The 12304-nt window shown below is 28.2% G+C and carries 15 protein-coding genes and 1 pseudogene; 7 read left to right on the forward strand and 9 right to left on the reverse strand.

All coding sequences use genetic code 11. The features are described 5' to 3' along the window. Positions 1-42: 42 nt before the first annotated feature. The 4 genes from bhDAH_RS05650 to bhDAH_RS05665 are packed head-to-tail and all read right to left on the reverse strand — an operon-like array spanning position 43 to position 1864. Positions 43-558 carry a chromosome replication/partitioning protein gene (locus bhDAH_RS05650; RefSeq protein ID WP_062706303.1) on the reverse strand — a complete coding sequence of 172 codons (516 nt, stop codon included), beginning with the start codon at positions 556-558 and terminating at the stop codon, positions 43-45. A 45-nt stretch (positions 559-603) separates the two neighbouring features. Continuing rightward, entirely contained in the window at positions 604-1371 is a 768-nt protein-coding gene (locus bhDAH_RS05655; protein ID WP_062706301.1) for a ParA family protein, read from the reverse strand. Then, a complete protein-coding gene (locus bhDAH_RS05660) occupies positions 1368-1631 on the reverse strand; it encodes a hypothetical protein (protein WP_025407235.1) in 264 nt (87 codons plus the stop codon). Before bhDAH_RS05660 ends, bhDAH_RS05655 begins: the two co-directional genes overlap by 4 nt. Before the next feature lie 17 nt (positions 1632-1648). Next, the gene (locus bhDAH_RS05665; RefSeq protein ID WP_025407236.1) at positions 1649-1864 is read right to left on the reverse strand and encodes a hypothetical protein; all 216 of its coding nucleotides are present in this window, start codon (positions 1862-1864) and stop codon (positions 1649-1651) included. A gap of 236 nt (positions 1865-2100) precedes the next feature. On the opposite strand from bhDAH_RS05665, the gene bhDAH_RS05670 reads away from it, so the two are divergent. Next, positions 2101-2676, forward strand: a complete 576-nt coding sequence (locus bhDAH_RS05670) for a plasmid maintenance protein (RefSeq protein ID WP_062706298.1) — start codon at positions 2101-2103, stop codon at positions 2674-2676. 766 nt (positions 2677-3442) lie between these two features. Continuing rightward, complete coding sequence (locus bhDAH_RS05675) at positions 3443-3661, forward strand: hypothetical protein (RefSeq protein ID WP_149029023.1); 219 nt, start codon at positions 3443-3445, stop codon at positions 3659-3661. 1260 nt (positions 3662-4921) lie between these two features. On the opposite strand, the gene bhDAH_RS05680 is transcribed toward bhDAH_RS05675, so the two are convergent. Further along, entirely contained in the window at positions 4922-5584 is a 663-nt protein-coding gene (locus tag bhDAH_RS05680; protein ID WP_062706296.1) for a hypothetical protein, read from the reverse strand. A gap of 377 nt (positions 5585-5961) precedes the next feature. Next, a pseudogene (locus bhDAH_RS05685) lies at positions 5962-6105 on the reverse strand (transposase); the annotation flags it as partial. A 614-nt stretch (positions 6106-6719) separates the two neighbouring features. Between bhDAH_RS05685 and bhDAH_RS05690 the strand changes: the two are divergent. Then, positions 6720-7382, forward strand: a complete 663-nt coding sequence (locus tag bhDAH_RS05690) for a hypothetical protein (RefSeq protein WP_062706296.1) — start codon at positions 6720-6722, stop codon at positions 7380-7382. Between the two features lie 1260 nt (positions 7383-8642). Here the strand turns inward: bhDAH_RS05690 and bhDAH_RS05695 are convergent. The 3 genes from bhDAH_RS05695 to bhDAH_RS07655 all read right to left on the reverse strand — a co-directional run bounded on the left by bhDAH_RS05695 (position 8643) and on the right by bhDAH_RS07655 (position 10204). Then, positions 8643-8861: a hypothetical protein gene (locus bhDAH_RS05695; protein WP_149029023.1), complete on the reverse strand. Its 219-nt coding sequence runs from the start codon at positions 8859-8861 to the stop codon at positions 8643-8645. Between the two features lie 766 nt (positions 8862-9627). Next, on the reverse strand, positions 9628-10023 hold the full coding sequence (locus bhDAH_RS05700) for a plasmid maintenance protein (RefSeq protein ID WP_247098902.1): 396 nt from the start codon (positions 10021-10023) through the stop codon (positions 9628-9630). Between the two features lies 1 nt (position 10024). Continuing rightward, a complete protein-coding gene (locus bhDAH_RS07655; protein WP_420869286.1) occupies positions 10025-10204 on the reverse strand; it encodes a plasmid maintenance protein in 180 nt (59 codons plus the stop codon). A gap of 236 nt (positions 10205-10440) precedes the next feature. Between bhDAH_RS07655 and bhDAH_RS05705 the strand changes: the two genes are divergently transcribed. From bhDAH_RS05705 to bhDAH_RS05720, 4 genes are read left to right on the forward strand one after another with little or no spacing between them, the layout of a single operon-like run. Beyond that, positions 10441-10656 carry a hypothetical protein gene (locus bhDAH_RS05705; protein WP_025407236.1) on the forward strand — a complete coding sequence of 72 codons (216 nt, stop codon included), beginning with the start codon at positions 10441-10443 and terminating at the stop codon, positions 10654-10656. A gap of 17 nt (positions 10657-10673) precedes the next feature. Then, complete coding sequence (locus tag bhDAH_RS05710) at positions 10674-10937, forward strand: hypothetical protein (protein ID WP_025407235.1); 264 nt, start codon at positions 10674-10676, stop codon at positions 10935-10937. Further along, the gene (locus tag bhDAH_RS05715) at positions 10934-11701 is read left to right on the forward strand and encodes a ParA family protein (protein WP_062706301.1); all 768 of its coding nucleotides are present in this window, start codon (positions 10934-10936) and stop codon (positions 11699-11701) included. Before bhDAH_RS05710 ends, bhDAH_RS05715 begins: the two co-directional genes overlap by 4 nt. 45 nt (positions 11702-11746) lie before the next feature. Beyond that, on the forward strand, positions 11747-12262 hold the full coding sequence (locus tag bhDAH_RS05720) for a chromosome replication/partitioning protein (RefSeq protein WP_062706303.1): 516 nt from the start codon (positions 11747-11749) through the stop codon (positions 12260-12262). Positions 12263-12304 lie beyond the last annotated feature (42 nt).

Here is a 12304-nt window from a genome sequence, read left to right on the forward strand (position 1 = left end):
TAGTTAATTAATTTTTAGTATAGAATAGCCAAATAATCATTATTATATCATAAATGATTCCCAATTATCCAACAAATGTTTAAGCAAAAACTTCTCAAGCTTTTGCTTATTTTTCACAAGAACCAATTGTTTCTCTTTGTCTTCCAAATTAAACCTAATAATAACGGGCTTACACTCTGGGGGGCTCTTTTTAACTCTTATATCATTAATAATTTTATTCAAAGAACTCTGCATAATATCTTGCTCGCTTATATTCTCTTTTTCTAAATAAGCACCTATTTTAATATATCTGTATATCATAGTTCTACTGAATTTATAGTCTAGGCAAAATTCATAAAAATTATCATATCCATCGAATCTGTATAATTTATTCTTCTTTATCTCATAAAGCGCTTTGGCCAATTCTACCCTATTAACAGCTTCTTCTAAGGTCCGGGCCTTAATTTCTTCCTTAAGCTGCCTATATCTTAATCGAGCCTTTTCTTTGCCAGAATCACTCTCAACTCGAGTTACATCCCCCACCCTACTTTTAATAGTATTAAGTATGTCTATTTTCATTTTTATTCCTTCAACATAAATATTTGTAAACCAGTTTACAAATATTTATGTTGTCTTTATGTTTTCAATACCTTCAATAACTTCAGCCACTTTTAAATATTCATTATAATATCTTTCGCTCTCCTGGGGCGCTAATCTATAAGTAATCATCTTCTGGATAGCAGCACTTCTATGAATTTTAATCGGAACATATTCTTGATAAAGCTGTTGCAAGCTATAGAAAAATTCTTTCTTTATTTTTCTATTTTCCTCATAAAGAGTTTGAATAACATAATAACTCTTAAAATCCTGTTTCTGATAAGCACTAATAATCTCTTGCATTTTACTTTTCAAAATATCATAGCTCTCAATTGCCCAGAGCTCTGCTGGCAAAGGAATAACAACCTTAGTAGCAATCATCAAAGAATTAATAAGCTCTTTATTAACTGAGGGGGGAGTATCAATTAATATATAATCATATTCATCGAAATAAGGTGTCAAAATCGTTTTCAACTTATACTCCTGCCCAATAATATTCTCTCCTGAAAATTGAGAAAGCTTAATATGCGATGGAGCAAAGTGTAAATCATCTGTTATCTCATGTACAATACTCATAAAAGACTTTTTAGACTTTAATACTTCGTAAATATTATATTCTCTTATATCTATTTTGTTTTCAAAATAAGGAAGGAAATAAGAAGTAATACTAGCCTGGGAATCAATATCTATAAGCAAAGTTTTATACCTTTTAGAAAAAATAAATCCCAACATTATCGCTGTTACACTTTTGCCAACTCCGCCCTTAATCGAAGAAATAGCTATAACATCTCTCATCTTATACCCCTAGAATCTAAACACTTAAATCTCTTATCATAAAAAAGTTTATCCAAATTATCCTCAGCGACTAAGAGTTCCTCGGACAAAGAATTAACAACGCCAATATCTTTTGCCCTAACCGAAATATTAAGCTTTTTAATCTTATTTTTTATTGTAAAATAGGAGATATTGTTAACCTTAGCCAAAAAAAGAGGAGTATAATATTTTTTCCCCTCATATTCAATGAAAAACTCTTTCAAATTTGTTTTCTCTGTCAAGCTCAACTACCCTTTTGTCATTCTTTCTTTAACTTACACTTAATAAGATTTTGAGCCTCTTCACTTAAAAGCAACTCTCTTTTCTTAAAGAATAAATCCTTAGAAGAAATTATGCCTTCAATCTTATTTTTTTTTATATATCTCGAGAGATAAGAAGAATCGCTGTATCCCATCTCTCTTGAAAATTCTTTAAGGTTTTTTAAAGAATTTAAAAAATTTAGCGTAATTCGCACGAAATTCTATCTCCTAAATAAGTTTTCATTAATAGCACAACTTATTGTCTAACATAACTAACTTTATTATAAACTATGAACATCATTTTGTAAATCAAATTGACAAAATAACTTTTTTGGTATATAAATTAGTATATATAAATTATATTAATAATTATCTTGTTCTTTAAATAAAACTAGAGACAAAAAAGACCTATAATAAAGGTCTTAAACAAACTGAAATAAAGGATAAATCGATGAAAAATTTAAATTTCTTTTTACATAATAACAGCAAACTCAAGAAAAATCAAGTTAGACTAATAAAACTAATTTCCATCCTAAAATATCTAAATAAAAACAGGTTAGGATATAACCAACAAGATATACTCAACTTAGCTAACTTTTTTCTAAAAAAAGAAGGTTACTCAGTAATTAAAATGAAAACATTACAAAAAGACTTGGGCTTCCTCAAAAAAAACCATGTAATTAAAACATTCATAATAAGACTTGGGGAATACAAAGGTTCAAAAATAAAGTATATGCCAAAAAGAAACGCATATCAAATATTAAAGCAAGTACTCAATTCAACAGAAGAACTATTAGAAAAAACATTCAATATCATACATAAACTAAATAAACAGGAGAAAATCAAAAACAAAACCGAAGAAAAAAATAGAACAAAAAATAGCAGTGTATATAATATAATATATAATAATATAAATAATAAGAAAAAAATAGAAAGAGCAACGAATAGACAACAGCAAATAAAAGAAAAAATAGTAAAAAAGTACACATTGCAAGGGGATACACAACGGGAAACTACCAAAGTCTGATAACAACAAAAATAAAAGGGAATGAAAAAACCAATGCACAAACCAAAATTAAAAAGAAAGAAATATCTACACAAGTATAGAGCCAAAAACTTTCAATTCTTGAAGCTTATATAATACCCTAAAGAGGGTATCAGAAAGAATACAAAAAAGCAAAGATGCAAAAGAAAGACCTCATAATAAAAACACTAGCAAAAACTTATCAAATAACTACAATAATCAAAACACTAATAACAAAAAGACAATAAAAGATCAAAATTGTAAAAACAACCAATCTCAAACAAAGGCTTGGAAAAAACAAAGCCTAAATAATAAAAGACAAAACCCTAAAGCATAGCAAAGAATATTTTAAAAATTAAGAATGGTAGAATAAAAAGCAACAAAGAAAGCACATCTTGTCCATCAAAGTTTATCAACGTATTATGAATTTTGCAAAAATTATGGTGACATTAGCACTCTTTCTCTTAAGAGCATCACCAAAGTCCCAGTAAAACATACTAATATTAACCTTAAAAGCAAATAAATTCGGTTCATTCATTACTTTTTATCATATCGTCAGGTAATGAATGGATTACAAAATCAAATAATCGTTGTAATTTTGGATTGCTTATTGGCAAATAAAACTCGCCAAACTTGATGTATGCAATTTTATTCACAACAGTGCATTTGTAAACGGATTTCTTGGGAGGGGGGGGATAATATAATATCCTGAATGATAACTTTAGAATTTAAGTAAAAAAGGCTAATAAGCAAACAAAAAAATAACATTATGCTTAAACAAGGGACTTCAAAAAAGAATACTTACAGTGGGGATGTTTCAATTGAATCTTTCTTAAGGGAAGAATTTATATGCAAAATAAGAACTTTTTTCCTATCAATTCAAACTCAACATACAAATTACTTAGCAAATGGCATTACATTACAATACGACATTTTCTCAATCAACGAATTTTTTCTTTTAAAGCAAGTGTTTAAACTGGTAGTTTAGATTTTTGTCGGTATATTTACAATATACCTAAATCTAGGCACGGATTACGGCCCATGCAAATAAAAAGAAAACCCCTTGGGGAAGGGGATTATTTAAAAGAATGTATGGTATGAAGTAAATATTGATAATAAATTCTTTTAATTTTAAAAAAGGAGAATATTTAATAATTAAGTATTAGTTCAAAAATTAATCATTTTCAAGTTTTTCCAAAACATTACTCAATATTTTTCTCAAAATTTTAAATAGATGTACCAATAATCATTAATGATCCTGTAATTTCGAGTCATAAAGACAAAGTTACCATTGTTTTAATGATCCGATTAAATTGCAATATAACTTTGAAGCAATTAGTCAAAATTATTCTTAGAGCAATAGGAACAGAAGGATTTCAATAACTTCATGGACGACCTTTCTAAAGAATACAAAGGCATGAATATAAGGTGCCTTACAGGGAACATTTGACTTCAAACTTTATGTCCCATTAATGCCGTTATCGTAAAATCTTGTTCTATACAGGAGAAGTAAAAAGCTCTCTAATATTAACAATGGTAATTTATTGGGCTTCAAATATTAGGAAAAGGTTCGTTATGCCCTCATATTTGGTATTAATAATATGATGAATTTGTTAGAAAAGGGGGAAACACGTGCTTTTAGATTTTTATTATTGCTAAATAGCTAAGGGCCTTAAAAGACAGTGAAAATATTTATTGTAAATATGATATAGGATTTGCGATTAGTTTGTATGTGAAACACAGAGACTCAGTTTGTCGACTTTCAGATTGAGCCTTCTAAATATTGACCGCATTAATAACAGCACACTTGCAAGTTCAACATTGATAATTTCCTTGTATTTATTTTACGGAAATAACGACAATATGTTTTACTATAATTTTTAGATTTACAGTTTCTATTTTGCCAAAAGAATTACAATATATTGGGAGGAATAAATAGATTATTATGATATATGTTTGTTTGGGGGCATATATTTTTTAGAATGCAAGAAAAGAAAGTCCCTACTCCTATGTCTTGTTTTGGAGAGGATTAATAGGAGTGTTGGGGACTGTTGATAGAATTCTTTCTACCGTATTTATATATGTTTATAATATTATTTTATTTTTTTAATTTTGTAAATATTTTTAAACAATTTTATTATATTCGATATCAATACCCAAGATTTTTTGACACAATCAACAGTACAAACAAGTTGCTAACAGGTTGATATTCGGATGTTATTGCCACCGTTTGCCATCGGGATTTATACTAAATACATTTGCACTTATTCTCCTGCTTTAAATCATGATCAAGCTTTTTTATTGCTTTCATAAGTCTCATTTGACCCATTTGCAAGGCAGAAATTTTTCTCCTCTTATTTCTAAAATTTAATTCTTGGTTTATTTTTTTATTCAATTCTTGCATTTCTTTAATTTCTAAGGCACTTGGTTCATAATCGATCCACTTTTTATCTACCCACCCCTTTTCCCATTCATAATATCCTTCATTGTAGTTAGTTCCATTAGACTCATCAAAATGCCTTGAAAGGGCTGATATTACTTTTACGCCGTACTGAAGCATTTTCTCTGTTTCCGTCTTTGCAATAAATTCATCATAATCATAAGTTTTGCCCGTTTGCATATTAATGATATCAACAATTAACTTAAAGGTATTTATGCAGTTCATTGCAATATTGCCAAATGGGAGATCTGGACTACTTAGACATTTAATATTGACTTCATATTTATTCTTTAAGCTTTTAGGTATTTTGAAGAAGTCAACTATAAATCCATCGACTTTGGATTTATAGTTTGCTTCATATTGAGAATTTCCGAAAAAGGTTTCACGATTACCCTCGGTCATGTAATTATCATAATCCAGTATCATAGGCAGTTTTCTTTCTCGGGCATTATATTGTTTAATATTTCTCATCTCATATCCTCAGAAATCAAAATTCTTTTTTTATCTTTATATCATACATTATTATAATATATATTAAATAAGAATGGGTATAAATAGCTGATAATTTTTTAGTCTAAAATTTTTTGCTTGTTTAACAGGGGATTGATATTCATTTACCTGAAATTATTATTTTTATATTTGATATTGTTTTTTTGCTGGCTTGCAATATACTTAATTTATCTTTAACCTTTAACCATTTATAAGAAGCTTTGAGCGAGCAATTTTCTCAAGGCTTCTTATTGCTTTATCTTCTATACAGAACAATAATACAGCTATGCCGGGTTACTTTTATAGAGTTGTTGATATAATCTGATTATTCTAAACTCAGTGAGTTTGAATTGATTATATCCTTTAATTAACAAGTTGTCTATTATTATGTTCTCATGATTATTTACAAAGGATAGGGGTAGTTTATGCAGAAAGTATTTTCTTTGATTAGCAATCTTTTTGTGTAATCTGGCAACCCTTAATCTAGCTTGGTCTCTATTATTTTAGCATTTCTTCTTCTTATATAATCCTCCTTATCTTCTTTGGTATTTTTTGAGCTTATTCTCACTTTTATTAAATAGTAATTCTTGATGCTATATCAATATAATAATGTACTTCAAACATATTGCTTGATTAACAGTCGTTTGATCAAAAAGACTTAAAAGTGTGAGTCAGATCCAATAGATAGTAAAATATAAGTACTTGTGCATAAATCACTCTAATAACTTTTTCTAAAAAATTAGAATCAATTCAAACTCACTGAGTTTAGAATAATCAGATTATATCAACAACTCTATAAAAGTAACCCGGCATAGCTGTATTATTGTTCTGTATAGAAGATAAAGCAATAAGAAGCCTTGAGAAAATTGCTCGCTCAAAGCTTCTTATAAATGGTTAAAGGTTAAAGATAAATTAAGTATATTGCAAGCCAGCAAAAAAACAATATCAAATATAAAAATAATAATTTCAGGTAAATGAATATCAATCCCCTGTTAAACAAGCAAAAAATTTTAGACTAAAAAATTATCAGCTATTTATACCCATTCTTATTTAATATATATTATAATAATGTATGATATAAAGATAAAAAAAGAATTTTGATTTCTGAGGATATGAGATGAGAAATATTAAACAATATAATGCCCGAGAAAGAAAACTGCCTATGATACTGGATTATGATAATTACATGACCGAGGGTAATCGTGAAACCTTTTTCGGAAATTCTCAATATGAAGCAAACTATAAATCCAAAGTCGATGGATTTATAGTTGACTTCTTCAAAATACCTAAAAGCTTAAAGAATAAATATGAAGTCAATATTAAATGTCTAAGTAGTCCAGATCTCCCATTTGGCAATATTGCAATGAACTGCATAAATACCTTTAAGTTAATTGTTGATATCATTAATATGCAAACGGGCAAAACTTATGATTATGATGAATTTATTGCAAAGACGGAAACAGAGAAAATGCTTCAGTACGGCGTAAAAGTAATATCAGCCCTTTCAAGGCATTTTGATGAGTCTAATGGAACTAACTACAATGAAGGATATTATGAATGGGAAAAGGGGTGGGTAGATAAAAAGTGGATCGATTATGAACCAAGTGCCTTAGAAATTAAAGAAATGCAAGAATTGAATAAAAAAATAAACCAAGAATTAAATTTTAGAAATAAGAGGAGAAAAATTTCTGCCTTGCAAATGGGTCAAATGAGACTTATGAAAGCAATAAAAAAGCTTGATCATGATTTAAAGCAGGAGAATAAGTGCAAATGTATTTAGTATAAATCCCGATGGCAAACGGTGGCAATAACATCCGAATATCAACCTGTTAGCAACTTGTTTGTACTGTTGATTGTGTCAAAAAATCTTGGGTATTGATATCGAATATAATAAAATTGTTTAAAAATATTTACAAAATTAAAAAAATAAAATAATATTATAAACATATATAAATACGGTAGAAAGAATTCTATCAACAGTCCCCAACACTCCTATTAATCCTCTCCAAAACAAGACATAGGAGTAGGGACTTTCTTTTCTTGCATTCTAAAAAATATATGCCCCCAAACAAACATATATCATAATAATCTATTTATTCCTCCCAATATATTGTAATTCTTTTGGCAAAATAGAAACTGTAAATCTAAAAATTATAGTAAAACATATTGTCGTTATTTCCGTAAAATAAATACAAGGAAATTATCAATGTTGAACTTGCAAGTGTGCTGTTATTAATGCGGTCAATATTTAGAAGGCTCAATCTGAAAGTCGACAAACTGAGTCTCTGTGTTTCACATACAAACTAATCGCAAATCCTATATCATATTTACAATAAATATTTTCACTGTCTTTTAAGGCCCTTAGCTATTTAGCAATAATAAAAATCTAAAAGCACGTGTTTCCCCCTTTTCTAACAAATTCATCATATTATTAATACCAAATATGAGGGCATAACGAACCTTTTCCTAATATTTGAAGCCCAATAAATTACCATTGTTAATATTAGAGAGCTTTTTACTTCTCCTGTATAGAACAAGATTTTACGATAACGGCATTAATGGGACATAAAGTTTGAAGTCAAATGTTCCCTGTAAGGCACCTTATATTCATGCCTTTGTATTCTTTAGAAAGGTCGTCCATGAAGTTATTGAAATCCTTCTGTTCCTATTGCTCTAAGAATAATTTTGACTAATTGCTTCAAAGTTATATTGCAATTTAATCGGATCATTAAAACAATGGTAACTTTGTCTTTATGACTCGAAATTACAGGATCATTAATGATTATTGGTACATCTATTTAAAATTTTGAGAAAAATATTGAGTAATGTTTTGGAAAAACTTGAAAATGATTAATTTTTGAACTAATACTTAATTATTAAATATTCTCCTTTTTTAAAATTAAAAGAATTTATTATCAATATTTACTTCATACCATACATTCTTTTAAATAATCCCCTTCCCCAAGGGGTTTTCTTTTTATTTGCATGGGCCGTAATCCGTGCCTAGATTTAGGTATATTGTAAATATACCGACAAAAATCTAAACTACCAGTTTAAACACTTGCTTTAAAAGAAAAAATTCGTTGATTGAGAAAATGTCGTATTGTAATGTAATGCCATTTGCTAAGTAATTTGTATGTTGAGTTTGAATTGATAGGAAAAAAGTTCTTATTTTGCATATAAATTCTTCCCTTAAGAAAGATTCAATTGAAACATCCCCACTGTAAGTATTCTTTTTTGAAGTCCCTTGTTTAAGCATAATGTTATTTTTTTGTTTGCTTATTAGCCTTTTTTACTTAAATTCTAAAGTTATCATTCAGGATATTATATTATCCCCCCCCTCCCAAGAAATCCGTTTACAAATGCACTGTTGTGAATAAAATTGCATACATCAAGTTTGGCGAGTTTTATTTGCCAATAAGCAATCCAAAATTACAACGATTATTTGATTTTGTAATCCATTCATTACCTGACGATATGATAAAAAGTAATGAATGAACCGAATTTATTTGCTTTTAAGGTTAATATTAGTATGTTTTACTGGGACTTTGGTGATGCTCTTAAGAGAAAGAGTGCTAATGTCACCATAATTTTTGCAAAATTCATAATACGTTGATAAACTTTGATGGACAAGATGTGCTTTCTTTGTTGCTTTTTATTCTACCATTCTTAATTTTTAAAATATTCTTTGCTATGCTTTAGGGTTTTGTCTTTTATTATTTAGGCTTTGTTTTTTCCAAGCCTTTGTTTGAGATTGGTTGTTTTTACAATTTTGATCTTTTATTGTCTTTTTGTTATTAGTGTTTTGATTATTGTAGTTATTTGATAAGTTTTTGCTAGTGTTTTTATTATGAGGTCTTTCTTTTGCATCTTTGCTTTTTTGTATTCTTTCTGATACCCTCTTTAGGGTATTATATAAGCTTCAAGAATTGAAAGTTTTTGGCTCTATACTTGTGTAGATATTTCTTTCTTTTTAATTTTGGTTTGTGCATTGGTTTTTTCATTCCCTTTTATTTTTGTTGTTATCAGACTTTGGTAGTTTCCCGTTGTGTATCCCCTTGCAATGTGTACTTTTTTACTATTTTTTCTTTTATTTGCTGTTGTCTATTCGTTGCTCTTTCTATTTTTTTCTTATTATTTATATTATTATATATTATATTATATACACTGCTATTTTTTGTTCTATTTTTTTCTTCGGTTTTGTTTTTGATTTTCTCCTGTTTATTTAGTTTATGTATGATATTGAATGTTTTTTCTAATAGTTCTTCTGTTGAATTGAGTACTTGCTTTAATATTTGATATGCGTTTCTTTTTGGCATATACTTTATTTTTGAACCTTTGTATTCCCCAAGTCTTATTATGAATGTTTTAATTACATGGTTTTTTTTGAGGAAGCCCAAGTCTTTTTGTAATGTTTTCATTTTAATTACTGAGTAACCTTCTTTTTTTTAGAAAAAAGTTAGCTAAGTTGAGTATATCTTGTTGGTTATATCCTAACCTGTTTTTATTTAGATATTTTAGGATGGAAATTAGTTTTATTAGTCTAACTTGATTTTTCTTGAGTTTGCTGTTATTATGTAAAAAGAAATTTAAATTTTTCATCGATTTATCCTTTATTTCAGTTTGTTTAAGACCTTTATTATAGGTCTTTTTTGTCTCTAGTTTTATTTAAAGAACAAGATAATTATTAATATAATTTATATATACTAATTTATATACCAAAAAAGTTATTTTGTCAATTTGATTTACAAAATGATGTTCATAGTTTATAATAAAGTTAGTTATGTTAGACAATAAGTTGTGCTATTAATGAAAACTTATTTAGGAGATAGAATTTCGTGCGAATTACGCTAAATTTTTTAAATTCTTTAAAAAACCTTAAAGAATTTTCAAGAGAGATGGGATACAGCGATTCTTCTTATCTCTCGAGATATATAAAAAAAAATAAGATTGAAGGCATAATTTCTTCTAAGGATTTATTCTTTAAGAAAAGAGAGTTGCTTTTAAGTGAAGAGGCTCAAAATCTTATTAAGTGTAAGTTAAAGAAAGAATGACAAAAGGGTAGTTGAGCTTGACAGAGAAAACAAATTTGAAAGAGTTTTTCATTGAATATGAGGGGAAAAAATATTATACTCCTCTTTTTTTGGCTAAGGTTAACAATATCTCCTATTTTACAATAAAAAATAAGATTAAAAAGCTTAATATTTCGGTTAGGGCAAAAGATATTGGCGTTGTTAATTCTTTGTCCGAGGAACTCTTAGTCGCTGAGGATAATTTGGATAAACTTTTTTATGATAAGAGATTTAAGTGTTTAGATTCTAGGGGTATAAGATGAGAGATGTTATAGCTATTTCTTCGATTAAGGGCGGAGTTGGCAAAAGTGTAACAGCGATAATGTTGGGATTTATTTTTTCTAAAAGGTATAAAACTTTGCTTATAGATATTGATTCCCAGGCTAGTATTACTTCTTATTTCCTTCCTTATTTTGAAAACAAAATAGATATAAGAGAATATAATATTTACGAAGTATTAAAGTCTAAAAAGTCTTTTATGAGTATTGTACATGAGATAACAGATGATTTACACTTTGCTCCATCGCATATTAAGCTTTCTCAATTTTCAGGAGAGAATATTATTGGGCAGGAGTATAAGTTGAAAACGATTTTGACACCTTATTTCGATGAATATGATTATATATTAATTGATACTCCCCCCTCAGTTAATAAAGAGCTTATTAATTCTTTGATGATTGCTACTAAGGTTGTTATTCCTTTGCCAGCAGAGCTCTGGGCAATTGAGAGCTATGATATTTTGAAAAGTAAAATGCAAGAGATTATTAGTGCTTATCAGAAACAGGATTTTAAGAGTTATTATGTTATTCAAACTCTTTATGAGGAAAATAGAAAAATAAAGAAAGAATTTTTCTATAGCTTGCAACAGCTTTATCAAGAATATGTTCCGATTAAAATTCATAGAAGTGCTGCTATCCAGAAGATGATTACTTATAGATTAGCGCCCCAGGAGAGCGAAAGATATTATAATGAATATTTAAAAGTGGCTGAAGTTATTGAAGGTATTGAAAACATAAAGACAACATAAATATTTGTAAACTGGTTTACAAATATTTATGTTGAAGGAATAAAAATGAAAATAGACATACTTAATACTATTAAAAGTAGGGTGGGGGATGTAACTCGAGTTGAGAGTGATTCTGGCAAAGAAAAGGCTCGATTAAGATATAGGCAGCTTAAGGAAGAAATTAAGGCCCGGACCTTAGAAGAAGCTGTTAATAGGGTAGAATTGGCCAAAGCGCTTTATGAGATAAAGAAGAATAAATTATACAGATTCGATGGATATGATAATTTTTATGAATTTTGCCTAGACTATAAATTCAGTAGAACTATGATATACAGATATATTAAAATAGGTGCTTATTTAGAAAAAGAGAATATAAGCGAGCAAGATATTATGCAGAGTTCTTTGAATAAAATTATTAATGATATAAGAGTTAAAAAGAGCCCCCCAGAGTGTAAGCCCGTTATTATTAGGTTTAATTTGGAAGACAAAGAGAAACAATTGGTTCTTGTGAAAAATAAGCAAAAGCTTGAGAAGTTTTTGCTTAAACATTTGTTGGATAATTGGGAATCATTTATGATATAATAATGATTATTTGGCTATTCTATACTAAAAATTAATTAACTA

This window comes from Borrelia hermsii DAH (genome assembly GCF_023035675.1).
Classification (GTDB): Bacteria; Spirochaetota; Spirochaetia; order Borreliales; family Borreliaceae; genus Borrelia; species Borrelia hermsii.

Bases quoted from the DNA above. Each gene is read 5' to 3' on its own strand.
- bhDAH_RS05650 (WP_062706303.1), bottom strand. From the start codon at position 558: ATGAAAATAGACATACTTAATACTATTAAAAGTAGGGTGGGGGATGTA.
- bhDAH_RS05655 (WP_062706301.1), bottom strand. From the start codon at position 1,371: ATGAGAGATGTTATAGCTATTTCTTCGATTAAGGGCGGAGTTGGCAAA.
- bhDAH_RS05670 (WP_062706298.1), top strand. From the start codon at position 2,101: ATGAAAAATTTAAATTTCTTTTTACATAATAACAGCAAACTCAAGAAA.
- bhDAH_RS05675 (WP_149029023.1), top strand. From the start codon at position 3,443: ATGCTTAAACAAGGGACTTCAAAAAAGAATACTTACAGTGGGGATGTT.
- bhDAH_RS05680 (WP_062706296.1), bottom strand. From the start codon at position 5,584: ATGAGAAATATTAAACAATATAATGCCCGAGAAAGAAAACTGCCTATG.
- bhDAH_RS05690 (WP_062706296.1), top strand. From the start codon at position 6,720: ATGAGAAATATTAAACAATATAATGCCCGAGAAAGAAAACTGCCTATG.
- bhDAH_RS05695 (WP_149029023.1), bottom strand. From the start codon at position 8,861: ATGCTTAAACAAGGGACTTCAAAAAAGAATACTTACAGTGGGGATGTT.
- bhDAH_RS05700 (WP_247098902.1), bottom strand. From the start codon at position 10,023: ATGAAAACATTACAAAAAGACTTGGGCTTCCTCAAAAAAAACCATGTA.
- bhDAH_RS07655 (WP_420869286.1), bottom strand. From the start codon at position 10,204: ATGAAAAATTTAAATTTCTTTTTACATAATAACAGCAAACTCAAGAAA.
- bhDAH_RS05715 (WP_062706301.1), top strand. From the start codon at position 10,934: ATGAGAGATGTTATAGCTATTTCTTCGATTAAGGGCGGAGTTGGCAAA.
- bhDAH_RS05720 (WP_062706303.1), top strand. From the start codon at position 11,747: ATGAAAATAGACATACTTAATACTATTAAAAGTAGGGTGGGGGATGTA.